At 66.7% G+C, this 24160-nt stretch carries 14 protein-coding genes and 2 pseudogenes; 8 read left to right on the top strand and 8 right to left on the bottom strand.

What is annotated here, in order from left to right; all coding sequences use genetic code 11:
• Window positions 1-365 precede the first annotated feature (365 nt).
• The 4 genes from QFZ69_RS08875 to QFZ69_RS08890 all read right to left on the bottom strand — a co-directional run bounded on the left by QFZ69_RS08875 (window position 366) and on the right by QFZ69_RS08890 (window position 4350).
• A complete protein-coding gene (locus QFZ69_RS08875; RefSeq protein WP_306917395.1) occupies window positions 366-1505 on the bottom strand; it encodes a glycosyltransferase family 1 protein in 1140 nt (379 codons plus the stop codon).
• Entirely contained in the window at window positions 1502-2428 is a 927-nt protein-coding gene (locus tag QFZ69_RS08880) for an alpha/beta fold hydrolase (protein WP_306917399.1), read from the bottom strand. Before QFZ69_RS08880 ends, QFZ69_RS08875 begins: the two co-directional genes overlap by 4 nt.
• Before the next feature lie 11 nt (window positions 2429-2439).
• A complete protein-coding gene (locus QFZ69_RS08885; protein WP_306917401.1) occupies window positions 2440-3309 on the bottom strand; it encodes an aldo/keto reductase in 870 nt (289 codons plus the stop codon).
• Between the two features lie 81 nt (window positions 3310-3390).
• Window positions 3391-4350, bottom strand: coding sequence for a sugar-binding transcriptional regulator (locus tag QFZ69_RS08890; protein ID WP_373461838.1), 960 nt, complete (start codon window positions 4348-4350; stop codon window positions 3391-3393).
• 196 nt (window positions 4351-4546) lie between these two features.
• Here QFZ69_RS08890 and QFZ69_RS08895 point away from each other — a divergent pair.
• The 3 genes and pseudogenes from QFZ69_RS08895 (at window position 4547) to glpK (ending at window position 8778) form a co-directional block, all read left to right on the top strand.
• Window positions 4547-6302: pseudogene (locus tag QFZ69_RS08895) on the top strand (glycerol-3-phosphate dehydrogenase/oxidase).
• Window positions 6303-6459: 157 nt separating this feature from the next.
• Window positions 6460-7209: an MIP/aquaporin family protein gene (locus QFZ69_RS08900; RefSeq protein WP_306917403.1), complete on the top strand. Its 750-nt coding sequence runs from the start codon at window positions 6460-6462 to the stop codon at window positions 7207-7209.
• A 54-nt stretch (window positions 7210-7263) separates the two neighbouring features.
• Window positions 7264-8778 carry a glycerol kinase GlpK gene (glpK, locus tag QFZ69_RS08905; protein ID WP_306917405.1) on the top strand — a complete coding sequence of 505 codons (1515 nt, stop codon included), beginning with the start codon at window positions 7264-7266 and terminating at the stop codon, window positions 8776-8778.
• 79 nt (window positions 8779-8857) lie between these two features.
• Here the strand turns inward: glpK and QFZ69_RS08910 are convergent, their stop codons facing one another.
• The 4 genes and pseudogenes from QFZ69_RS08910 to QFZ69_RS08925 all read right to left on the bottom strand — a co-directional run.
• The gene (locus tag QFZ69_RS08910) at window positions 8858-12004 is read right to left on the bottom strand and encodes an efflux RND transporter permease subunit (protein WP_306917407.1); all 3147 of its coding nucleotides are present in this window, start codon (window positions 12002-12004) and stop codon (window positions 8858-8860) included.
• Between the two features lies 1 nt (window position 12005).
• On the bottom strand, window positions 12006-12458 hold the full coding sequence (locus tag QFZ69_RS08915; protein WP_306917409.1) for a hypothetical protein: 453 nt from the start codon (window positions 12456-12458) through the stop codon (window positions 12006-12008).
• A complete protein-coding gene (locus QFZ69_RS08920) occupies window positions 12455-14407 on the bottom strand; it encodes an efflux RND transporter permease subunit (RefSeq protein WP_307000046.1) in 1953 nt (650 codons plus the stop codon). The genes QFZ69_RS08915 and QFZ69_RS08920 overlap by 4 nt, the downstream gene beginning before the upstream one ends.
• Window positions 14408-14474: 67 nt before the next feature.
• A pseudogene (locus tag QFZ69_RS08925) lies at window positions 14475-15632 on the bottom strand (efflux RND transporter permease subunit); the annotation flags it as partial.
• A 774-nt stretch (window positions 15633-16406) separates the two neighbouring features.
• On the opposite strand from QFZ69_RS08925, the gene leuS reads away from it, so the two are divergent.
• The 5 genes from leuS (at window position 16407) to holA (ending at window position 23995) form a co-directional block, all read left to right on the top strand.
• Window positions 16407-18932 carry a leucine--tRNA ligase gene (gene leuS, locus QFZ69_RS08930; protein WP_306917412.1) on the top strand — a complete coding sequence of 842 codons (2526 nt, stop codon included), beginning with the start codon at window positions 16407-16409 and terminating at the stop codon, window positions 18930-18932.
• A gap of 84 nt (window positions 18933-19016) precedes the next feature.
• The gene (locus QFZ69_RS08935; protein ID WP_306917414.1) at window positions 19017-20018 is read left to right on the top strand and encodes a DegV family protein; all 1002 of its coding nucleotides are present in this window, start codon (window positions 19017-19019) and stop codon (window positions 20016-20018) included.
• Between the two features lie 49 nt (window positions 20019-20067).
• The gene (locus QFZ69_RS08940; RefSeq protein ID WP_306917416.1) at window positions 20068-21021 is read left to right on the top strand and encodes a helix-hairpin-helix domain-containing protein; all 954 of its coding nucleotides are present in this window, start codon (window positions 20068-20070) and stop codon (window positions 21019-21021) included.
• Window positions 21021-23048 carry a ComEC/Rec2 family competence protein gene (locus QFZ69_RS08945; protein ID WP_306917418.1) on the top strand — a complete coding sequence of 676 codons (2028 nt, stop codon included), beginning with the start codon at window positions 21021-21023 and terminating at the stop codon, window positions 23046-23048. Before QFZ69_RS08940 ends, QFZ69_RS08945 begins: the two co-directional genes overlap by 1 nt.
• Complete coding sequence (gene holA, locus QFZ69_RS08950; RefSeq protein ID WP_306917420.1) at window positions 22982-23995, top strand: DNA polymerase III subunit delta; 1014 nt, start codon at window positions 22982-22984, stop codon at window positions 23993-23995. The genes QFZ69_RS08945 and holA overlap by 67 nt, the downstream gene beginning before the upstream one ends.
• The last annotated feature ends 165 nt before the right edge of the window (window positions 23996-24160 follow it).

A 24160-nucleotide genomic window follows, 5' to 3' on the forward strand; every position in this document is an offset into this window, starting at 1 on the left:
CTCACAGCGCCTGAAGCCCTGTCGGGTGCTGGCATCTTCAGCCCGGAACCGCACGGCTGAGGCGCTGGCGACACCATCGCCGGACGGGCCGACTCCAGGACCACGGGGATTGCATGGTTGTGCCCGCTCGCCGCCCATTCGCCGCAAATGGCCGGAATGGCGGTCCTATTGCGGCCATCTATGGCAAATGGGTGCTCCGCGGAGTCCGGCCCTACTCGTGGACGTGCCGGCAAGTACCCCCTCGCCTTAGGTGTCAGGTCGGCGTTGATATGCGAACGGCGCCCTGTTCACAACCTCCGGGAGGAACTACCTGCAGGACAGTTCCCGGCCGTCAGGCTTGCTGACGGTTTGGTTCTTCGGGGCGGCTATCTCCGTCCCGGCTCTTTCCGGGGTCCGGGGCGCCGTTGCTGCGGGAGCGTTCGCTTGGAACGGCCCCGGCGAAGTGCCGCGGCCTCTTCGGCAGCTACAAGCAGCCTTCGCGCGGACTCGTCCCAGCTGAAGTCGGCCGCGCGTTCCACCGAACGGCGTGAGCGTTGCTTCCAGATCTCCGGTTCCTCCAGTTTGCGCACCGCCGCCGAGAATTCAGCCGGGGAGTCCGGGTGGACATAGCTGACCGCGTCGCCGCCGACCTCGCGGAAGATCGGGATGTCACTGGCGATCACGGGCGTGCCGTGGGACATGGCTTCGACGAGGGGCAGCCCGTAGCCTTCCGCCCGGGAGAGGCTGATCAGGGCGGTGGTGCGGGCCAGCATAGCCTCGTACTCGGCGTCCGTTACGCCGTTGTGGAACACGATCCTGGCGCCGGCCGGGGCCAGGGCTTCCAGCTCCGCGCGGCGCTCGGGCGTGATGCGGCTGAGCAGGTGCAGCGTGAGGTCGGGCAGTTCGGCCATGCCCCGGATCATCGTCTCCACGTTCTTGTAGGGCATGAACGATCCCATGTAGAGCAGCGTCTTGTCCGTCCCGGCTCCGGGATCACGGGGACTGTGGCCGGACTGCGGGGCGTTGCCCACGATCCGCACCGGGCGCCTGGTGAGCCGGTATTTGGAGATCAGCGCCGCTGTCGTGGAGCTGATGGTCGCGACGACGTCGGCCCGGTTCAGCAGGAGCCGCTGGGGCCAGTAGGCCTTATGGTACAGGCGCCACAGGATCCGTACCGGCGCCGGGAGGAAGCCGGGCGGGGCGGGGTGCTCGTAGTAGATCAGGTCGTGCAGCGTCAGGACGAGGGCGTATTTCCGGCCCCAGCTCCCCATCGTCTGCATCGGGCACACGACGACGTCGGCGCCGAGTTTGTTGATCCGGCCGGCGACGAACAGCTCGGCCGGGGACAGCGGGCTGTTGATCAGCGTATACGGAACATCCGGCAACAGGGCCAGCTGCCGGACGTCACTGACCAGCATGGAAACGTCCGCGATCCGGGCCGTGGCGGCGATGAGGCTCGCACCGTAGCGGCTGATCCCGTCGTGGTGGTCCAGGCGGGTGAAGCGGGCATCAATGAGGATTTTCACGCGGTGTGGTCCTTCACGAAGCGGCGGATGAAGCCGGCGGCGGGCTCCGGAGTTTCATAGTGGATCAGGTGCCCGACGCCGGGGATCACGTCGAGGTGGCCGTCCGGCAGCAGGGCGAGGAGTTTGTGCTGGTCCGCGAGGGCGGCGATCTCGTCCTGTTCGCCGGCGATGAGGAGGACCGGCAGGGTGAGCCGGCCGGCGACCTCCGCGACGTTGTTCCCCACGGAGGCCTTGAACGCTTCCAGCAGGCTGTCGCGGTTGGCGAAGGCGGAGAAATAGGCGCTGTGTTGGGCGTGGACGAAACGCCGCAATGCCTTGTCCGGGGTCTTGGCCATTGCCTCGCTCATCACGCGGACGATCAGCCGGCTGCGCAGCAGGGCTTGCCCGAGCCGCCGCGGGAGCCGGGCAGCGGCCTCGTAATAGAGGATGGCAAGCTTCGTCATCAGTCCCTTGGCGCCCTCGAGGGCAGGGGCCGCGATGGGATTGATGAGGATCAGCCCGGCGACGGCCCCCGGGTTGGCCGCCACGAAATGGCCCGCGACGATCGACCCGAACGAGTGGCCGAGCAGCACCGTCTCCGGGCCCAGGTCCAGCGCGGCCATGAGCTCGGCGATGAAGCGTCCGTAGCGTTCCACGCTGTGTTCGTCTGCCTCGAACGCCGCGGAGCCTCCGAAGCCAGGGAGGTCGGGCATGATCAGGCGCATCTCGGGGAGCTGGTCGGCCACCCGGAGCAGGCCGTGGTGGTCACCTCGGAAGCCATGGATCACCAGGATCGTCCTGGTTTCGGGCGTGACGCGGAGCGGTTCGTAGCTCCAGCACGCCACGCGCGCGCCGCCCAGGACCACTTCGGCGGGTACGGTGCGTCGCTCGAGGTCGCTGCTGAACAGGGGCGTAGGGGAGGACTCGGTGTCCACGGTGTCCATTCGGTTGGGTCCTAGTTGACGTTGTCGGGGTGGGAGCCGGTGCGGAAACCGCGGTCCACCGCTGCGATGTCGGCAAGATCCGTGGCGGAGAGTTCGAAGTCGAACACCGCCCGGTTTTCCCGGATCCGGTCGGAGGAGCTGGCCTTGGGAATCGTGATGTTGTCCAGCTGAAGATGCCAACGAAGGATGATCTGGGCCGGCGTGCGCCGATGTTCGGCGGCCAGGGACAGAATCACCGGGTCGTGGAGCACCTGTCCCCGGCCCAGCGGGCTCCAGGCCTCCGTGCGGATGCCGAGTGCGTCGTGTTTCTTCCGCAGCTCAGCCTGCTGCAGCCAGGGGTGCAGCTCAACCTGGTTGACGGCCGGGACCACTTCCGCGGTCTCCATCAGCCGGTCCAGATGGTCGGCTTGGAAGTTTGACACGCCGATCGCCCGGACCTTGCCCTCATGGTAGAGCGTTTCCATGGCGCGGTAGCTTTCCGGAAACAGCCCTTTCCGGGGGCAGGGCCAATGGATCAGGTATAGGTCGATGTACTCCAGTCCCAGGTTGGCCATGGATGTATGGAACGCCCGCAGCGTCGCGTCGTATCCGTGATCGTCGTTCCAGACCTTGGTGCTGACGAAGAGGTCCTCGCGGGACAGGGCGGGGAACAATTCGCCGGACCCGCCACCGGCTCGCTCGGACCCGGCGAGGCCGCCGATGGCCCTGCCGACTCCGCTTTCGTTGCCGTACATGGCTGCGGTGTCAAAGTGCCGGTAGCCGGCTTCCAGTGCCATGGTCACCAGCCCGGTGGCCTTCCCGGGCGGGACCTTGTAGAGCCCGAATCCCAGCCGGTCGATCAGCACGCCGTTGTTCAGGGTCGTCCGGGGGGAGATTCTCATAGCAACGACTCTACCCATTGCCCCGGCCGCGCCGCCGCGGACAGGCCGTCGCGGACCCCCACGTCGCTGCCTGTCCGCCGGTCAGGAGACGCCGTCGAACCGTACCAGCCGCCGGGCGCTGGCCTCATCGAGGATCAGGTCCGTGGCCAGACCGGCGGCGAGCGCCCCGCGCAGCCCGTTGATCTTGGACGCCCCGGATACCACGCAGATCCGCCGCCGGACCTGGCGCAGCTGCGCGATGTCCGGCCCGGTGGACCGCTCGTTGAGGACGATTCCGTCCGAGGAACCGTCCGCGCGGAAGAACACGGTCGCCACGTCACCGACGACGTCGGAGCTGGCCAGGATGTCCAGGTCGTCCTCGTCGAGGTAGCCGCCCGCATAGACGTGGCTGGGGTAGTCGGCGTCGACGGATCCGACGCCGAAGATGGCGATGCTCATCCGGGCCTGCATTGCCAGAATGCGCTGCACACTTCGCTCATTCCACATCGCCTTCTTTGTTGCGGCGTGGTCAAAAAACGCGGGCACCGGGAACTGCTCCACCCGTGCCCCGTACGCGCTGCCGAAGCGGCGCATGATGTCCGAGGCGTAGGTGATGCCGGTGGTCTGCATGTTTCCGGCCCCGTTGAGCTGGACGATCACGCTGTCATGGGTGATCTTCCGGGTCAGATGCCGGCTGACCGCGCTCAGGGTTGAGCCCCAGGCGACACCGATGATGGCGTTCGAATCCACGAGCGGGCCGATGGTGCGGGCCGCCTGCATGGCCACTCTGTCCAGTGTTTCCGCCTCATTGAGAGTGTCGACCACTGGAACGACATGAACGTCCACCTTGTACTCGGCCCGGATCATGTGCTCCAGCTCGGGGCCGGTGTCCAGCGGATTGCGGATCTGGACCTGCACCAGACCGGATTCCCGCGCCGAGGAGAGCAGCCGGGACACGGTCGACCGGGAGGTCCGGAGTTCCCGCGCGATCGCGTCCATGGTCAGGTCCTGGAGGTAGTACAGCTGGGCGGCGCGGAGGGCGTCGGACTGGCGTGAACTCAATTCGGATCTTCCGTTCTGCACGTTTGTGCATAGAGCTTGACTCCATTTTCCATTATTCCAAACAATAGTCTTGAACGGCGACGCGCCACGGGGCGCGCCGCGCAGAGCCAAACCCAAGGGAGCAGTTTTGGGACAGAAGGATTCAGCCCGCAACCACCGGCCGGCAAGCACCCGCGCGCCGGTGCAGAGGCTGCGGATGCGACCGAAGGCCCAGGTGCTGATCATCGGCGGCGGAATCAACGGAGTGGGCACGTTCCGGGACCTTTCCCTGCAGGGCGTGGATGTAGCGCTCGTGGAGCGCGGCGATTACTGCCAGGGCGCCAGCGGTGCCTCCTCGCACATGATTCATGGCGGCATCCGGTACCTCGAAAACGGGGAGTTCCGGCTGGTCCGGGAATCTGTGGTCGAGCGCAACCGGCTGCTGCGCATCGCTCCGCATTACGTCAAACCGTTGCAGACCACGATCCCCGTTTTCAGCACCTTTTCCGGCGTCCTGGCGGCGCCGCTTCGTTTCCTGACCCACAAGCAGCAGGGTGCACCCAAGGAGCGCGGCGCCTTCCTGATCAAGCTGGGACTGAGCCTTTATGACTTCTTCTCCCGCGACGGCGGAACGGTACCCCGCCACCAGTTCCGCGGGCGCAAGCGGGCCCTGGCGGAGCTGCCGCGGCTGCATCCGGGCATCAAATATGCCGCCACGTACTTCGACGCTTCCGTCCACAACCCGGAGCGGCTCACCCTCGACGTGCTGCAGGACGGCGAACGGGCCGGCGGTTCCGGGGGCACGGCCCGCGCCAGCAACTACGTCTCGCTCGATTCGATGGAAGGAGCGGCCGGTTCCGGGCCCGGCAGTACGGTCCGGCTCCGCGACGAACTTACCGGGGAGCTCTTCGACTTCAGCGCGGACGTAATCGTCAACACCACGGGCGCCTGGGTCGATCTGACCAATGAAGCCCTGGGTGCGGCGTCCTCCTTCATGGGCGGCACCAAGGGATCGCATATCGTCCTGGACCACCCGGAGCTGCTCGCGGCCTGCAACGGCCGCGAAATCTTCTTTGAGCACAACCGACGGACGGATTGTGCTGATCTACCCGATGGGGGACCGGGTCCTGGTCGGAACCACGGACGTCGACGCGGACATGGCCGAGGAAGCTGTCTGCACGGAGTCCGAGATCGACTATTTCTTTGACCTGATCGGCCACGTTTTCCCCGACATCCAGGTGGACCGGGGACAGATCGTCTACACCTTCTCCGGGGTGCGTCCGCTGCCCAAGCACGACGCGACCCAGCCGGGCTTCGTCAGCCGGGACTACCGCATCGAGCGTCGTTCGGCCCCGGCGCGGCTGGCCGGGGGAGCCGGCGGCAGCGGCGCCGTCGTGCTCAGCCTCGTCGGCGGAAAGTGGACCACCTTCCGCGCCCTGGCCGAGCACCTGAGTAACGACGTCCTCGCCGAACTCGGCATGGAGCGCAAGGTCTCGACGGCGAAGCTCGCCATCGGCGGCGGCGCCGGATTCCCGGAAAGCGAGGACGGCGTCCAGCGCTGGATCAAGGAGCACATGTCGGACCGCCGCGACGCGGACCGTACCGCCGGCCTGCTCACACGCTACGGCTCCCGCGCCGAGGACGTCATCCGCTTCCTGGACAGTGACAGTGACAGTGACAGCGGCAGCGCCGGCAGCGCCGACCGGCTGCTGCACTCCACCCGCGAACTCAGCGTCCGCGAACTCGAATTCATGGCACAGAACGAGCAGATCGGGCACCTGGTCGATGTCCTGATCCGCCGCACGTCCCTGGCGTTCCGGGGACTGGTGACCGGCGAGCTGCTGAACGAGGTTGCCGAAATCCTGTCCGGCCCGCTGGGCTGGGACACGGCAACGCGAGCCTCCGAGATCAGCCACGCTCAGGAGGTGCTCAAGCGGTTCCACGGAGTCCAGGTTCACAGCCTGGTCTCCTGACAAAACCTCGGCGCCCGGACGGGGGACGTCCGGGCGCCAGGACTGCGGGGCCCATGACGGGACCGGCGCAGTTGCCGGCCGGCGGCGCCCACACGCTGCCGGCCCAACAGCCCTTCAAATCGCGAGGGGCTGACAACAGAAAATAGAGGAGTCAAAGATGTCTCTTGGAATAGTTTTCCTGTCCGAAGTATTCGGTACCGCAATGCTGACCCTGCTGGGTTGCGGCGTTGTGGCGAACGTTGCGCTCAAAGGCACCAAGGGCAACAACGGCGGGTTCCTGATGGTCACCTGGGGATGGGGCATTGCCGTCTTCGCCGGCGTCTACGTCGCAGCCAGGTCCGGGGCACACCTGAACCCAGCCGTCACCTTCGGCTTGCTGCTCAACGGCAAGCGGGAGTACGCCCCCGGCGTTCCTGTCGACTTCGCCTCCACGCTCACCTACTTCGGCGGTGAACTTACCGGTGCCTTCCTGGGCGCCGTGGTGATGTGGCTGGCCCACAAGCAGCACTTCGACGCCGAGCCTGAGCCCGCCAACAAGCTGGGCGTTTTCTCCACCGGCCCGGCGATCCGCTCCACCCCGTGGAACCTGGCCACGGAAATCATCGGCACCTTTGTCCTCGTGTTTGTCATCCTGACCTTCGGCGGGACACCCTCCGGGCTCGGCCCGCTGGCGGTGGCCCTGCTCGTGGTGGGTATCGGCGTCTCGCTCGGTGGACCCACGGGCTATGCCATCAACCCGGCCCGTGACCTCGGCCCCCGGATCGCGCACGCGCTGCTCCCGATCAAGGGGAAGGGTTCCAGTGACTGGTCCTACTCCTGGATCCCGGTCGTCGGACCGCTGATTGGCGGGGGCATCGCCGGGCTCGTCGCCCTCGTGGTGCCGATCATCGCCACCGCCGCGGCCTAGTTTCCCCTCGTCAGTACCCCCCATAACCGCAGGACAGTAGACAAGGACGTCAACATGAACCAGTATGTAATCGCCATTGACCAGGGCACCACCAGCACCCGCGCCATCGTGTTCGACCACAGCGGCAACGTCGTCTCCTCCGGGCAGATGGAGCACGAGCAAGTCTTCCCGCAGGCCGGCTGGGTGGAGCACGATCCGGCAGAGATCTGGAACAACACCCGTGAAGTCATTGCCTCGGCCCTGTCCAAGGCGAACCTGACCCGCCATGACATTGCCGCCGTCGGCATTACCAACCAGCGCGAAACCGCCGTCGTGTGGGACAAGACGACCGGCAAGGCGATCTACAACGCAATCGTCTGGCAGGACACCCGTACCCAGCCGATCGTCGATGAGCTGGCCAAGGACGGCGGACCGGAGCGCTTCAAACAGAAGGTGGGCCTGCCGCTGGCGACCTACTTCTCCGGCACCAAGATCAAGTGGATCCTGGACAACGTCGAAGGTGCCCGGGCCAAGGCTGAGGCCGGCGATCTGGTGTTCGGCAACACGGACTGCTGGGTGCTCTGGAACCTCACCGGCGGGACCGACGGCGGCGTGCACGTCACGGATGTGACCAACGCGTCCAGGACCATGTTCATGGACCTGGCGACACTGTCCTGGGACCAGGAGATCCTGGACGCCTTCGGTGTTCCGGCCTCCATGATGCCGGCCATCAAGTCCTCTTCCGAGGTCTACGGCATGGTCCACACCTCCCAACTGCTGCGTGAGGTTCCTGTTGCCGGCATCCTGGGTGACCAGCAGGCGGCGACCTTCGGCCAGGCCGCGTTCGACACCGGCGAGGCCAAGAACACCTACGGCACGGGCTGCTTCCTCATCTTCAACACCGGTGAGGAGATCGTGCACTCCAAGAACGGGCTGCTGACCACGGTGGGCTATAAGCTCGGCGATGCGGCTCCGCACTACGCGCTGGAGGGCTCGATCGCCGTCACGGGGTCGCTGGTCCAGTGGCTGCGTGACAATCTCGGCATGATCAGCAGCGCCCCGGAAGTGGAAACCCTCGCCGCTTCGGTTAAGGACAACGGCGGCGTCTACATCGTTCCGGCATTCTCCGGCTTGTTCGCGCCCTACTGGCGCTCCGACGCCCGCGGCGCGATCGTCGGCCTGACCCGCTTTGTGAACAAGAATCACATCGCCCGTGCGGCGCTGGAGGCGACCGCCTTCCAGACCCGCGAGGTCCTCGACGCCGTCAACGCGGATTCCGGCGTGCCGCTGACGGAGCTCAAGGTCGACGGCGGCATGGTTGCCAACGATGCGCTGATGCAGTTCCAGGCGGACATCCTCGGCGTCGCGGTGATCCGGCCGAAGGTCGTCGAGACCACCGCCCTCGGGGCCGCCTACGCCGCAGGGCTTGCCGTCGGCTTCTGGAAGGACCTGGGCGAGTGCTCGGCCAACTGGTCCGAGGACAAGCGCTGGGAACCGCAGATGGACCAGGCGGAGCGGGAGCGTCAGATGCGGCTCTGGAAGAAGGCCGTCAGCAAGTCCATGGACTGGGTCGACGAGGACGTGAAGTAAAGCTGTTCAGCACAGAAGAGCTCCGGCCGGGTTCCCGGCCGGAGCTCTTCTTGTCTGCCTGCTCCTGGTGTGACCGCGGCTAGACCGACGCCCCGACTGGTTCGGGCTGACGGGGCGGGCGCTGACGTGCCGGACCCTTCTTGGCGAACCGCAGGTACAGCGAGGGGACGATGAACAGGTTGACCAGCGTCGACGTGACGAGGCCGCCCAGAATCACCACCGCCATCGGGTGTTCAATCTCATGACCGGGAATATTGCCCATGACCACCAACGGCACGAGGGCCAAGGCGGTAGCCAGGGTGGTCATGAGGATCGGGGCCAACCGCTCGGCAGCTCCGCGCAGCACCAGGTCCTTGCCGAAGGGCATGCCCTCGAACTGTTCCAGGTGCTGGCAGTGGTTGATGAGCAGGATGCCGTTGCGGGCCGCGAGGCCCATCAGTGTCAGGAAGCCGACCAGCGACCCCAGGGAGAGGATGCCGCCGCTCATGTGCGCGGCGATAATACCGCCCACGAGGGCGACCGGCAGCGTCAAAATGGACAGTACGGCAAGCCGCCAACTGCGGAACGCCGCCTGGAGCAGCAGGAAGACCACGATGACCGCGCCGATCGAGTAGAGCATGAGCCGCTGCGAGGCGGCCTGGCGCTCTGCGTATTCACCGAGGACAACCGCTTCGTAGCCGACCGGGAACTCGACCGACTTCATCTCGGATTCCAACTTCTCGACAACCTTCGCCAGATCGCCTTCCTTGACGTTGGCACTGACATCGATGCGCCGGGACCCCTCCGAACGCTCAATGACGTTCGGCGTGGGCTTGACCGCAATCGATGCGACATCGGCCATCCGGATCTTCTGCCCGCTCGGAGTATCGAGCGGGAGGTTCTCGATGTCCGTGACGCTTGTCCGGATTTCCGGCGGGCTCCACACCTGGACATCGTAGGCCTTGCCGTCCCGGTAGATGTCGCCCACTTCCTCGCCGGCGACCAGGGTGGCTGCGGCGCGGCGTATGTCGCCCGGCTTCAGCCCGTAGCGGCTAGCGGCCTCCACGTTCACTTCCACATTGACCTGTGGAATGCTCGCCTGGAGCGCGACCTTCGCCCCCACTGCTCCCTCGATGCCGGCCAGGATGGTTTTGAGCTTGTCAGCCTCCTTTTTCAGGGTATTCAGATCGTCGCCGTACACGCGGATGACGACGGCGTAACCAGTGCCTGTCAGGACCTCGCGGATGCGCTCCTTAAGGTAGGTCTGGACGTCTCGGACTATGCCCGGATAGCCGTCGACCACTTCCTGAACTGCCGCGAGTGTCTCGTCGTAGTCGACCGCGGGGTCGACGCTGATCCAGTTTTCACCGAAGTAGACGCCCACCACCTCATCGGCGTTGAAGGCCTGTCCGGTGTGCGCCCCGCAATTGTTCACCCCCGGGATCGTCATGAGTTCCCTGCAGGCCAGCTCGCTGACGCGCACTTCCTCCGAGTTGGACGTGCCGGGCTGCGTGAGCCAGTGCATCAGGAAGTCCCGTTCCTTGAAGGACGGCAGCAGCGATTGGCCCAGCAGTGGGGCCGCCACAATGCCGACGACGCCCAAAGCACCCAGGGCAAGGTACCCCGGAACGGGTCGGCGGACGATGGGGCGGAGCGCGCTGGCGTACCAGCGCTTCAGCACCCGCACGACTGGCGGGTCGCGATCCTCCAGTTTGGCGTTCCGGAGGACGATGTACGCCAGCGCCGGAGTGACCGTGAGCGCCACGAGCATGGATGCCATCACCGCGAGGGTGTAGGAAGTGGCCAAGGGCCGGAAGAACGCCCCCGTCAGCCCGTCCAGGAAGAAGATCGGCACCGTGGCAGCAACGATGATCAGGGTGGCGTATACAATCGGTCCGCGGACCTCGAGCGAGGCGTTGACCACCACCCTGGCAGTACTTTCGGTGCCGCCACTTGCCCGGTGTTGCCGGAGCCGTCTGACGATGTTTTCGACGTCGATGATCGCATCGTCCACGACCACCCCGACGGCAATCACCAACCCCGCAAGCACCATCGTGTTAATCGTGCCTCCGGTCCAATACAACACGAGGGCCGCGGCCGTGAGTGACAACGGGATGGCCGTCACGCTGACCAGGGCCGTCCGCCACTGGAAGAGGAAGACACTGAGCACCAGGATGACCAGAAGGCATCCGAGCAACAGAGCCACGCCCAGGTTGCCCAGGGATTCCTCGATGAAGGTCGCCGGCCGGAAAATGGCGGTGTCCACAGCGATCCCGGTAAGGCCGGGTTCGAGTTGTTTCATCGCCTCTTCGACCCCACGCGTCACTTCGAGCGTGTTGCCCCAGGGGAGCTTCTCGACGATCAGCATGAGCCCGGGACCACCGTTGATGACCGCGTCACCGATCAGCTGCTGATGGTCTTCCACGACGTTGGCGACGTCGGAGAGCAGGAGCGGGGCCTGGCCCGCACGGTCCGCCACCGCCACCTTCGCCAGCTGTTCCGGCGACGTGATGGGCTGGACGTGCCGGATGCCCAGGGACTGGGTGGGCGTCTCGATAGCTCCGCCGGTTCCGATGATGGAACCCGGGGAATACTGCAGCAGCCCTGCATCGAGGGCGTCCCCAGTGGAGGTCATGACCGTTTCCAGTGTGACATTGTGGGCCGCCAGCTTGGCAGGATCAACCTGCACCTGAAGCATCTGGAGGCGTTCGCCCCAGATCGCCACGTTGGCCACGCCGGGCACCCGGAGCAGATGAGCCCTGATGTTCCAGTACGAAATCATGGACATCTCGATCAGGGACCGGGTGTCCGAGGACAGCCCGATTTTCATGACACGGCTGGTCGAGGACAGCGGCTGCAGCATCATCGGCGGCGATGCCCAGGTGGGCAGGGTAGGGATGACCGCCGCCATCCGCTCTGACACCAGTTGCCGGGCCCTGAGCAGATCCGTGCCGTTCTCGAATTCCATCACGATCGACGACAGCTGGGGGACGGACTTCGACCGCATATGGTCGAGGCCGTCGATGCCGTTGAAGGCCTCTTCCAGGGGAACGGAGACGAGTTCTTCGACTTCGGCGGCGGTGAGTCCCAGGCAGATTGTCTGGACCTCGACCTTCGGCGGGGCAAACTCGGGGAACACGTCCACCGAGGCACTGCTGAGTTGCGCACCGCCTACGATCATCAGCGCCGCCGCCATCGCGACGATGATTGATCTGAACCTCAGGCTTGCGGCGACTATCCGGCGCATGTCATTTGCCCGTGTTGAATTCGGCGCCGAACAGCTCAGCCGCGCCTACCGTGACCACCAGGGTTCCCGCCGGAGGACCGGCGGTGGCCCTGACCACACCGGCTTCCACCCGGCTTACGGTGATCCCCTGGCGCTCGTAGACCCGGGGGCCGGGGCTGGTGTAGACCCAGGTCTTCCCCTCGGCGTCGTACATCAGGGCGCCGTAGGGAATCAGGACCTCTGTTCCCGTGCCCGCCGTAATGGGCTCGGTTTTGAGTTCGAGCCGATCCACGCCGCGCTGGGTAAGGGTCAGCTTCGCGATGCCGGTGGCTGCGTTCTTCTCCACTTTGGCCGGGGCTTCACCCACGGCTGCCGGGGCGGCGACGGGCGCGGCGCAGGCCGGGAGGGAGAACACGAGGGCTGCACAGACAGCGGCCGCCAGGGGCAGGCGCCGTTGGGGCTTTTGGCTGGTCATTTTGCTTCCACCTTTTCCTGCATAACGGGCTGAACGGGGACTTCCGATTCGTAGACTTCCGACCACTCTTCGGGTGCGGTGCGGGGACCGAACCACAGGGTCAGGAGAGGGAACACCAACAGCGCCACAAGCGTCGTGGTAAGGAGGCCGCCCACAATGATCAGCAGCATCGGGACGATCAAGGCCTGGCCGACGGTTCCTCCGAGAAGAGCCGGTGGTATCAGGACCACGACTGGGATGAGGGCTGACTTCAGGACCGGCGATACCCGCTCCCGGGCTGCCGTCAGAACGACCTCCGAACGGGACGTGTGCGGCGCGGAACGCCACAGCTCATCCGCCCTGGCTGACAACAGGGTCGCGTTGCGCGCAGCGATGGCCAGCACCGCAGCAAACGCGGTCAGTGAGAGCCAGGAGAGCGACGCTGCACCGATCCACGCGACCACCGCCGCGCCGGCAAGCGCGGCCGGCAGTGCCAGGAAGACGGCGAGGGCCAGCTTCCAGCTCCGCACTGCTGTCTGGAGCAGAAGCAGGATGCCCACAAGGGCGGCCGCTCCAACCCAGAGCACCACAGCGTCGGCAGCGCGCAGCTCGCTGTACTTCGCGGGAATCTCCGCGTGGTATTCAAGCGGGAACTGGATTTGCTTTATTGCCGCTTCAATATCGCGCTGGATGTCGGCCAAGGGCCGTCCGCTGACGTCGGCTACGATGTCGATCCGCCGCGAGGTGGCGTCGTGCTCGATGACTACCTCGTTGGGGACCATCCGGACCGCGGCGATCGCGCCCAGCTGGACGTGCCCGCCGTCGGGGGTATCGAGGAGCAGTTCACGGATGCTGGTCAGGTCATCCCTGACGTCGAGCGCGCCGCGTACGACCACTTCAAACACCTTCTGTTGCTCGAAGAGGTTGCCGACGATGACACCCTGCATCAGGGTGGCGGCAGCGCGCCTGGCGTCGCCGGGCTTGATGCCGACCCTTTGTGCCGCCTCGAGGTTGACCTCGACCTCGACGATCGGCGTCATGGGCGTGGCATTGATGGTCGGGTTCTGCACGCCGCTGATGTTCGAGAGTGCCTTCCGGACCTCTTCGGCCTTTTCGCGCAGGACCGGCATCTCCGTGCCGTAGACCCGGACCGCAAAGCCCGGTTCCATGCTGCTGCGCCTGTCGCCGATTTCCTGCTGCGAGTAGTTCGAGACGTTATGGGCGATACCCGGGTAGCCCTGGACCACGTCCCGGACTGCCTGCTCTGTTTCACTGAAGTCGGCATCGGCGGCAACCGACACCCAGAGTTCGGCTGCATTGTTTCCGACAACCTGGTCCGAGGTGATGGCCCGGCCGATATGGCCGCCAACGCCGGTTACGCCCGGCACTGCCCGCAGTTCCTCTGAGGCTTTGGATGCGATCCGGCGGACCTCGTCAGTGGATGTACCGGCCGCGGTGTCCCACTGAACCAGCAGGGTCCTGTCCGGCAGGGTGGGAACGAGCTGCCGGTTGGCCATCAGTTGGGATCCGGCGGCGAGGCCGAGTACACCGATGACGGCAACGGCGACCAGACTGAGGGCGCGGCGGGAACGGGCGGCTTCCACGGCCCGGCCGTAGTAGGCACGCGCGCGTCCTGCGGTTGGAGACTCCGGGCGGGTTGCAGTGTCCCGGGGCAGCAGCATCTGCGCCAGTACGGGCGTCACGGCGAGGCCGACAAGCAGCCCGGCCGCAAGAGCCAGCGCCAGCGACCAGAAGAGCGGCTGGAAGAAGGAGCCGCCGACACCGGTCACGAACAGCGTCGGAAGCAGGGCGACCAGCATGATAAGTGAGGCGTGGAAGAGCGGCGTGCGGACACCACGGACCACGTTGATGATGCGGGACCTCAGGGTGGCATCCGTTTCCGTGGCCACAGTGATCAGTGGCCGACGCCGCTGTGCCTGGACATCCTCCACGATGTCGCCCACGATCACGGAAAACGCCGAGCAGGATGCCGAGCAGAATGGTGATGTTGAGCGTGGCGTTCTGTGCGTGGAGCACTACCGCCGCCGTCATGACGGTGGTGGTGATCGCCACGAGCGCGATCACGGCGACCCGCCAGGAACGGAAGAGCAGCCAGAACAGCGCCACTGCGATCAGCAGGCTGATCAACAGCGCTACGCCAAGACCGTCCACGGTGTCCTGGACGGCAGTGGCGGGACGGAACACGCTGGTGTCGATCTCGACGCCGGTAAGCCCGGGCTCCATGTCCCTCAGGGCTGCCTCGACAGCCTCGGTGACCTGCACTGTGCTGGTGCCTGGGAACTTTTCAATAACCAGCATCAGGCCCGCATCCTGGCCGACGACGGCGTCGCCGATCAGGGGCTGATGGTCTTCCTTGACTTGGGCGATGTCGCCCAGCACCATCGGCTGGGGCGCGTCCTCCACACTTACCTTGGCCAGATCGGCCGGGGTGCGGATCGGAAGGACGTGTTGGATGCCCAAACGCTGGCTGGGTGACTCTACAAAACCGCCGGTGCCCGGCGTCGAGGCCTCAAGGAAGGTCAACGGTGAAACCCAGACGGCATTGCCGGTGGTCCTGATGATCTGTTCCAGGGTGATCCCCTTGTCGCGCAACTGGGTGGGAGTGACCTCAACCTGCAGCTGCTGTTCACGCTGGCCCCAGATGGACACGTTTGCCACCCCGGCAATGCCGATCAGCCGCGGCTTGATCTTCCACCGCGCCAGGACGGACATCTCGATGCCGGAGAGCTGCTTGGAGTTCAACCGGACCATCAGCACACGGCTGGTGGAGGACATCGGTTGCATGAGGAGCGGCGGAGTCGAGACGTTAGGCAGGGCGTGCGCCTGCGTCATCCGTTCCGCCACAAGCTGGCGGGCGCGGAGGAGGTCCGTGCCGGGCTCGAAAACGAGTTCGATCGATGACAGCCCCGGTACGGATTTCGACCGGATCTCATCCAGCCACGCCACTCCATTGAGGAGATCGGCCTCCATCGGGGAAGTAATGAGCTGTTCAATTTCAACAGCGGACAGGCCCAAGGCCTCAGTCTGGATCTCAACATGCGCCGGTGCGAACTCAGGCATGGTGTCCACCGCAATGTGCGGAACGTTAACAACACCAAGGGCAATGAGCCCGGCCGCGAGGGCGAGTACCAGGATGCGGAACTGGATACTGAACCGCGTTACCCAGCCAAACATGGCTAGCCCTTTTCCTGGTGGCTGCCGAGGGCGGTGTTGCGCCCGGACAGCAGAAATATTTGTTGCAGAACAGAAACACTCAATAGATACATGACAGACTCCTCAACCCGAGACCTTATACGAATCCCCCCAGGGACCTTGGGAGAATAGTGTTCCTATTAGCAACGTTTGGCAAGACTGTCGGAATTACTCCATCCGGCCGGTTTTCGATGCACCTAAACCGTCAAAGTGTTGTATCTTTCGCAGCGGCTACCGGACTACCCGAAACGAGGCCTGGGATTACTGGCATGGGCGTTATTTTCTACCTGCTAATTAGTGCGGACTACTCGGAAGGCCATTTTCTGTACTCGCCGCCACCGACGCGGATATTAAAGTACATACGCTCTTTTTCCAAGTGATACGTTTATAACAATTTGAATGCGCATCAGGTCCGGGAAATTTCCTTCCGGCCTGCCGGGCCGCTCCCGTCAGGCTGCTGTCCCGCTTCGCTCCCGACAGGGACACGGCCGGAACGGCCGGACGGGGCCGCGCGTGCCGCCCGCGGACCAGCCGGAGGCGCTAAAGTAGATGTATGCGTGCGAACCTTCTGCTTAGCTAGCCGCCCGGCATCCCGAGGAGAACTCGGACTGTCGAGCGGCCGCCCCTCCGCGTCGAGGGGCTTTTGTGTGTCTGGGGCCCTTTCGGGCCGGCAGCAGGGGACAGGGGCCAGAGCGGGACGGCCCCGGAAGTACGGACTTGACGGTAATCAGGCTTGAAGAACAGAAGAGGCCAGCAGTGAGCGTTCAGCCGGAGACAGAGACCGGAACAGCAGGAGTCGGAACGGACGGCCCGGAAGAGGGTGCCTACAGTTTTGCGGCGATGGAAGCCAGGTGGCCGCAGGTCTGGGAGGACCTCAAGGTCTTCACGCCCCTCGAAGACGGTTCCAGGGAACCCCGCTACGTGCTGGACATGTTCCCTTACCCGTCCGGCGACCTGCACATGGGCCACGCCGAGGCGTTCGCGATGGGCGACGTCGTCGCGCGTTACCTGCGCCAGCAGGGCTACGACGTGCTGCACCCGATCGGCTGGGACTCCTTCGGTCTGCCCGCGGAAAACGCCGCGATTAAGCGCAACGCCCACCCCAGCGAGTGGACCTACGCCAATATCGAGACACAGGCCGCATCCTTCAAGCGCTACGCCATTTCCGCCGACTGGTCCCGGCGGATCCACACCTCGGACCCGGAGTACTACCGCTGGACGCAGTGGCTGTTCAAGCGCTTCTACGAGCGCGGCCTGGCGTACCGCAAGGATTCGCCGGTTAACTGGTGCCCCAGGGACCAGACGGTGCTCGCCAACGAGCAGGTCGTGAACGGCGCCTGCGAGCGCTGCGGCACTCCCGTCACCAAGAAGTCCCTGAACCAGTGGTACTTCAAGATCACCGAGTACGCTGACCGTCTGCTGGACGACATGGACGAACTGCGCGGCCACTGGCCCGAGCGGGTTCTGGCGATGCAGAAGAACTGGATCGGCCGCTCCGAAGGCGCACATGTCCACTTTGTGATCGAGGCCGACGGCGAGAAGCCCGCCAAAGATGTCACGGTCTTCACCACCCGGCCGGACACCCTGTACGGCGCCACGTTCTTCGTCGTCGCCGCTGATGCCCCGCTGGCCCTCGAGCTGGTGACCGGGGAGCACTCCGCGGCCCTGGCCGCCTACCGCGAACAGGTCAAGGCCCTCTCGGAAATTGAACGCCAGTCCACCGAGCGGGAGAAGACCGGCGTCTTCACCGGCCGCTACGCCATCAACCCGCTGAGCGGCGAAAAGCTGCCGGTCTGGGCCGCCGACTACGTACTGGCTGATTACGGCACCGGCGCCATCATGGCGGTGCCGGCCCATGACCAGCGCGACCTCGACTTCGCGAGGACCTTCGGCCTGCCGGTGCGGCCGGTCCTGGACACCGGTGAAGAAGATCCCGCTGTCACCGGGAAGGCGACCACAGGTGAAGGGACCCTGGTCAACTCGGGCGCGCTGAACGGACTGCCGAAGGAAGAGGCCATCCCGGCCGCCATCGAGATCCTGCAGGAGCAGGGCACGGGGGAGAAGTTCGTGAACTTCCGGCTGCGCGATTGGCTGCTGAGCCGGCAGCGCTTCTGGGGCACACCGATCCCGATCATCCATTGCCCGGCCTGCGGCGAGGTCCCGGTCCCGGACGAGCAGCTTCCGGTTGAGCTGCCGGCGGGGCTGCGCGGCGAGGACCTGTCCCCGAAGGGCACGTCACCGCTGGCCGCCGCGGAGAGCTGGGTCAACATCGAGTGCCCGAACTGCCACGGCCCGGCCAAGCGGGACACCGACACCATGGACACCTTCGTGGACTCGTCCTGGTACTTCCTGCGGTTCGTGTCCCCGCAGTACACCGAAGGTCCCTTCGATCCCGCGAAAATCAACGACTGGATGCCGGTCGGCCAGTACGTCGGCGGCGTCGAACACGCCATCCTGCACCTGCTGTACGCACGGTTCTTCACCAAGGTCATCCATGACCTGGGCCTGATCGAGGCCGACGAACCCTTCCGGGCCCTGCTGAACCAGGGCCAGGTGCTCAACGGCGGCAAGGCCATGAGCAAGTCGCTGGGCAACGGTGTGGACCTCAGTGAGCAGCTGGACAAATTCGGCGTCGACGCGGTCCGCCTGACAATGATCTTCGCCTCCCCGCCGGAAGACGACGTCGACTGGGCGGATGTCTCGCCGTCGGGCTCCGCGAAGTTCCTGGCCCGCGCCTGGCGCCTGGGGCAGGACGTCACGAGCGCGCCCGGCGTCGACTTCTCCACCGGCAACCGTGCCCTGCGCACGGTCACCCACCGCACCATTGCCGACGCCGAAGCCCTGCTGGACAACAACAAGTTCAACGTCGTCGTGGCGAAGCTGATGGAGCTGGTCAACGCGACCCGCAAGACCATCGACAGCGGCGCCGGCGGCGCGGACCCGGCGGTCCGCGAGGCCGTCGAGGCCGTCGCGGTCATCCTGAGCCTGTTTGCGCCATACACGGCCGAGGATCTGTGGAACGTGCTGGGTCACCCGGCCTCCGTAGCCAACGCCGGCTGGCCCGCGCACGACGAGGCGCTCCTGGTGCAGGACACGGTCACCGCCGTCGTGCAGGTTCAGGGCAAGGTGCGGGACCGCCTTGAGGTTGCCGCGGGAATCGGCGAGGACGAACTGCGCGAGCTGGCGCTGGCGTCGGAGAACGTCCAGCGCGCCCTCGAGGGGCGCGGGATCCGCACTGTCATCGTGCGGGCGCCTAAGCTGGTCAACATCGTCCCGGCATAAACCGGACAGGGCAATCAACAGCGGCCGCCGGCGCATGCGGGCGGCCGGCTCAAACGTACTGACCAGGAGAGCAGGAGGTGCTCTGTGCCCGACCGCGAGCCAGCAGGATGGCCGTGGCTGAGGGAGCGCCTTACGCGGCTCCGTCCGGCCACCCGTTCCGGAGCCGATTCCGTGCCTTCCGCCGGCTCGGTGCGGACTGCCGTGGTCACAGACTCGGCGGCCGCCCTGCCTGTCGAGTGGGTGCGGGCTTTCACGGTCGACGGCCGGTTGACCGTAGTGCCGATGCCCGTCATGGTGGGCGCGGAAATCTACGGTGAGGGTGAGGACGACATCACCGAGACGATCGCCGTGGCCATCGCCTGCGGCAGGTCGGTCAAGACGTCACGGCCTTCCCCCGGACAGTTCGAACAGGCGTATCTGGCGGCGAAGCGGCGCGGCTTTGAATCGGTCGTGTCCGTCCATATTTCCGGCGAACTCTCCGGAACGGCCGACGCCGCCCGCCTCGCGGCCGGCAGGGTCGCTATCCCGGTGCAGGTCCTGGACTCCCGCACCGTCGGGATGGCAGAGGGGATGGGGGTCCAGAGCGCTGTCGTCGCTGCGGCGGAGGGCAGGAACGCGGCGGACGTCCGCGCTTTCGCCGAGGAACGGCTGGCCCTCACCAAGGTCTACTTCTACGTTCCGAGTCTTGAGCAGTTGCGCCAGGGAGGGCGGATCGGCGCGGCGGCTGCGCTGTGGGGCACCATGTTTTCCATCAAGCCCATCCTTGCGGTCGAGGATGGGAAGATCGTCCCGCTGGAAAAAGTCCGGTCCGCCGCCAAAGCCGTGGCGCGGTTGGAGGAGATCGTCGCAGCCGACGTCGCGGCCAGGCCGGTCGGGCACGCCAGAATCGCCATTCACCATTTCGGTAACCAGCCGGAGGCCGAACGGCTCGCGGCGCGGCTCGCCGTCGCTCTGCCCGATTGTCCGGCGGCGCAGATCAGCGCCCTCCCGGCCGCGCTGGCCGCCCATGCCGGCCTCGGGGTGCTGGCTGTGATTGTGGGGGAGAGCAGTACTCCGCCGGCCTTGTCCGGACTGCTTTCCACATAGACCCGGCACGGGATGGGAACACGGGCGGGGAGTTCCTACCGTTGGTCCTATGTCACGCCGGAGCCTGTCACACCGGAAGCCCGGAACTGAACTGCCCGCCGGCGTTCCCGCTGCCCGGCACCGGCTGTCAGCCATGCTCGGCGCGCCGGATGGCAGCGGGGTCGGGAACGGCCTGCTGGAGCCCATGCCGGCGGCCGACCCCGTCGCGGACCAGCCTGACCGAACCCGTCCGGCTGCGACCGGAGACAGTCCGGCTGCGCCGGGACTCGGTCGGGCCGCGCCGGGACACAGTCCGGCCGCGCCCGGAGTCCGGAGCCGCACCGGCCTGAGGGCCTCCGCCCTGCTCGGAGCGGTTGCCGCCGTGCTCGGCGGCTGGTTTTGGTGGCGTGCGGTGACCGGCGCGCCGGAGATGGTCCCGCTGGGAGACGTGTCCTCAGTCGGCGTTCAACAGCAGAACGCAGGGCCCCGCCCCGAGTCTTCGCAGGCCCGGGATGGCACGAGCTCAGAGCCGACGAGGATCATTGTCCATGTGGCCGGCGCGGTGGTACGTCCTGGCGTGGTCGAGCTGCCGGCGGGGAGCCGCCTGCACGAAGCCCTCACCGCGGCCGGCGGCACCACCGGCTCGGCAGAACCAGATCGGCTCAATCTCGCCGCGGTTGTCGAGGACGGCCAGCAGATCGTCGTGCCCGAGCGGGGGCAGCCGGAGGCCTCGTCCGGCGAAGCCGCCGGCTCCAGCGGCCAAGCCGCCGGCACGGGCGGTTCCGGGAGCGCCGGCACGGGGAGTGCCGGACCAGGGGGTGCGGCCGGCGGAACCAGGATCAATCTGAACACCGCAGGCGTCGAGGAACTCGGCACGCTGCCCCGCGTCGGGCCGGTTCTGGCCCAGCGCATCGTGGACTGGCGCAAGCAACACGGCCGCTTCCAGACGGTGGACGAGCTCGATGCCGTCGACGGAGTGGGGCCCAAGCTGCTTGAGACCTTGCTTCCGCTGGTGCGGGTCTGATGGCGCGGCAGAGCCGCTGGCAACGGTACGTTGACGCAGCGGTCGACGGTCCGCCGTCAGCCGGCCGCGGCGACACCCGGCACCGCGTTGCCAGCACGACACCGCCGCGACTGGCCGGACCTGCCCAGGCAGGGGAAGGACGTGCCCGGGCGGGCACCCGGGCAGGGGCCGGACGTGCGGACATCCGCGTCTGGCTGAGGGACCGGCAGCTGGCCGCCACAGCTCCGGACCGTTCCGGTCCGGAGCATTCCGGGGAGCCGGCACGCCGGACGGACCTGCGGCTGGTTCCGGCGGCGCTCCTGGCCTGGGCCACAGCGGCCGCCGGAGGCTGGCTGGACCCCGGCGCACTCGCTGTCCTGTGCGCTGCGCTTCTGGCAGGCTCCGGAGCGTTGTTGCTGCGTGTCGCGGCCCGGGCAGGAGGCCGGACCGCCACCACCGAATCATCCGGACGGAGCGGGTCGGCGCCCCGCAGCTTGTTGGCTACTGCGGCGGTGGCGCTGCTGCTTTCCGCCGTGGCGGGCTCGCACGCAGCCGTTGCTTCGGCTCAGCGCCACGATGCGGACCTGGCAGGCGCTGTGGCGGCCAACGCTCCGGTGGTGGCTGAAGTCGTCGTTGCCGGTGCCCCGCGGCGGCTCTCGTCGCCGGGACGGTCTGGACTGGCCGACCGGTGGGCCGTACCGGCCATGTTGGTCGCCATGGACTGGGACGCCCGCAGGATCCGGGCGGCCGCCGGTGTGCTGGTGTTGGGTGGCCCGGATTGGGAACACGCCCTGCCGGGGGAGCGGATCCGGACGACCGGAAAACTCAGACCGGCGGAGCCGGGCCAAATCGCGGCGGCCGTCCTCTCGGCCTCCTCGGCGCCGCGAACGCTGGCAGACCCGGGCCCACTGCAGCAGGGTGCCAGGTCGCTGCGGGAGGACCTGGCCAGTGCAGCAGGGCGCTTCGGAGGGGACGCCGCGGGCTTGCTGCCGGGGATGGTCACGGGCGACACCAGCAGCCTCGACCCGCACCTGGAGAGCTCGATGAAAACGGTCGGAATGACCCACCTTACGGCCGTCAGCGGGGCCAACTGCAGCATCATACTGGGGGTGTTCCTGCTGCTCGCCCGCGGCCTCCGCCTGGGCCGGGTTGCCGCCGCAGCCGTGTGCCTCGCCGGGCTGGGAATGTTCGTCCTGATGGTGGGACCGGACCCCAGCGTCCTGCGGGCCGCCGTGATGGGCGCCATCGGTCTCGTTTCCCTGGTCGGCGGCCGGACCGGAGGCGGTCTCAGCTTCCTGTGCCTTGCCGTTATTGGCCTGTTGCTGACGGATCCGGGATTGTCCACGAGTTTCGGGTTCCTGCTTTCGGTGCTGGCCACGCTGGGCATTGTGGTGACCGGAAGGCCGATCATGTCCTGGCTGCCCAGGGCTGTGCCGCGCTGGGCGGCTGCCGGACTTGCCGTACCGTTGGCGGCGCAGGTTTTCTGCGGCCCGGCGATTGTCCTCCTTCAGCCTCAGTTCTCGACCTACGCCTTGGCCGCAAATCTTGTTGCCTCCGCGTTGGTCCCGCCGGTCACCCTGTTCGGGACGGCCGCCGTACCGCTCGTGCCGATTTCGCCCGGGCTCGCCGCGGCTCCGCTGGCGGTTGCGGCGGTCTTCGCAGGCGGGGTCGCCGGCATAGCACGCTTCTTTGCGGATCTCCCCGGGGCCGTCCTGCCCTGGCCGGAGGGCCCCTATGGCATGGCCACGATGGTGCTGTTCTCCGTGGCGGTCCTCACCTCGGTGTGGCTGGTCCTGCACCCCGCCGCCGTCGTCGCACGGGCAGTGGCGGCCCAGAGGCGGACGGTCGCCATCCTCACCGGGCTGTCGTGCGGCCACCCCGGCCTGCAGGGGCCGGTCGGACGCGTCCAACGCGGCTTGGTGGACCGCCCGGGCCGTGGCACGCTTAGAGTCTGCAAACGAACTTCCCGGAGGAATCACGAGTGGCTGCTGCCCAGACCCAACGCCCCAGGACCGCCGCGACGATCACGGCCACCTGGCGTGATGTGACGCCGGCGGCCGTCGTGCTGATCGGCGGTCCGGAGGACTACCTGGGTATCCGCGCGATGGACCGGGTCCGCTCCCAGGTGCGCGCGGCCGCGCCCGATGTCGAAGTCAGCCGGCTCAGTGCCGGCAGTTACGAGCCGGGCTCGCTCGCGATGAATGTCAGCCCGTCCCTGTTCGGTGAGCGGAAGCTCATCGAAGTCGAGGGGCTCGAGGCCATGAACGACGCCTTCCTGGCCGACGCGCTGAAGTACCTGGCGCACCCCGAACCCGATGCTGTACTGGTCCTCCGCCATGGCGGTGGCGTGCGTGGGAAAAAGCTGCTGGATGCCATCAAGGCGGGCGGCTGGCCGGTGGTTGACTGTCAGCCGCTGAAGAAAGACGCGGACAAGGTGGCCTTCGTGACCGGAGAGTTCAAGGCCGCGGCCCGCCGCATTGACCCCGACGCGGTGCACGCACTGGTTAACGCTGTCGGCGCGCACCTGGCGGAACTGGCGGCTGCCTGCACCCAGCTGATCGCAGATGCCGCAACCGGAGTGGACGCCGCCATGGTGGACCGGTACTACGGCGGCCGCGTGGAAGCAACGGCCTTCAAAGTCGCCGATGCTGCCCTCGCCGGGAATGCCCCGCTGGCGCTGTCCACCCTCCGGCATGCCCTGGCCACCGGCGCCGACCCTGTTCCGCTGGTAGCTGCGCTGGCTTCAAAGCTGCGCAGCCTGGCTAAGGTCGCGGGGGCACAGGGCTCATCGGCCCAAATTGCCAAGCAGCTGGGGATGCAGCCGTGGCTGGTCGAGCAGGCGCAGCGCGAGGTGCGCCGCTGGACGCCGGAGGGACTGGTCCGGTCCATTCAGGTGACGGCTGAAGCGGACGCGCAGGTCAAGGGACTCTCCCGGGACCCCGTCTACGCCGTGGAACATGCCGTGACCGTGATAGCGACCTCGGTCCGCCGCTGAGGCACTCCTGGGCGGCGGATGATCCCGTCCCCGAGCGGAGCCGGCGCCCTGGCCGGGCCAGGGACGAGTCTGAGCCGGTTTATGGTAGTGCCAACCCATTCTGGCAGTGGCTTTAACTGGACGTGGCCGGCACCGTGAGGGGGCCGGCCACATTCATCAGTTCAG

Origin of the sequence: Arthrobacter sp. V1I7, from assembly GCF_030817015.1 — a bacterium.
In the GTDB taxonomy this organism is placed as follows: Bacteria; Actinomycetota; Actinomycetes; order Actinomycetales; family Micrococcaceae; genus Arthrobacter.

Excerpts from the sequence above, each read along its gene's own strand:
- QFZ69_RS08880 (WP_306917399.1), bottom strand. The coding sequence starts at position 2,428 with ATGGACACCGTGGACACCGAGTCCTCCCCTACGCCCCTGTTCAGCAGC.
- QFZ69_RS08885 (WP_306917401.1), bottom strand. The coding sequence starts at position 3,309 with ATGAGAATCTCCCCCCGGACGACCCTGAACAACGGCGTGCTGATCGAC.
- QFZ69_RS08900 (WP_306917403.1), top strand. The coding sequence starts at position 6,460 with ATGTCTCTTGGAATAGTTTTCCTGTCCGAAGTATTCGGTACCGCAATG.
- glpK (WP_306917405.1), top strand. The coding sequence starts at position 7,264 with ATGAACCAGTATGTAATCGCCATTGACCAGGGCACCACCAGCACCCGC.
- QFZ69_RS08910 (WP_306917407.1), bottom strand. The coding sequence starts at position 12,004 with ATGCGCCGGATAGTCGCCGCAAGCCTGAGGTTCAGATCAATCATCGTC.
- QFZ69_RS08915 (WP_306917409.1), bottom strand. The coding sequence starts at position 12,458 with ATGACCAGCCAAAAGCCCCAACGGCGCCTGCCCCTGGCGGCCGCTGTC.
- QFZ69_RS08940 (WP_306917416.1), top strand. The coding sequence starts at position 20,068 with ATGTCACGCCGGAGCCTGTCACACCGGAAGCCCGGAACTGAACTGCCC.
- QFZ69_RS08945 (WP_306917418.1), top strand. The coding sequence starts at position 21,021 with ATGGCGCGGCAGAGCCGCTGGCAACGGTACGTTGACGCAGCGGTCGAC.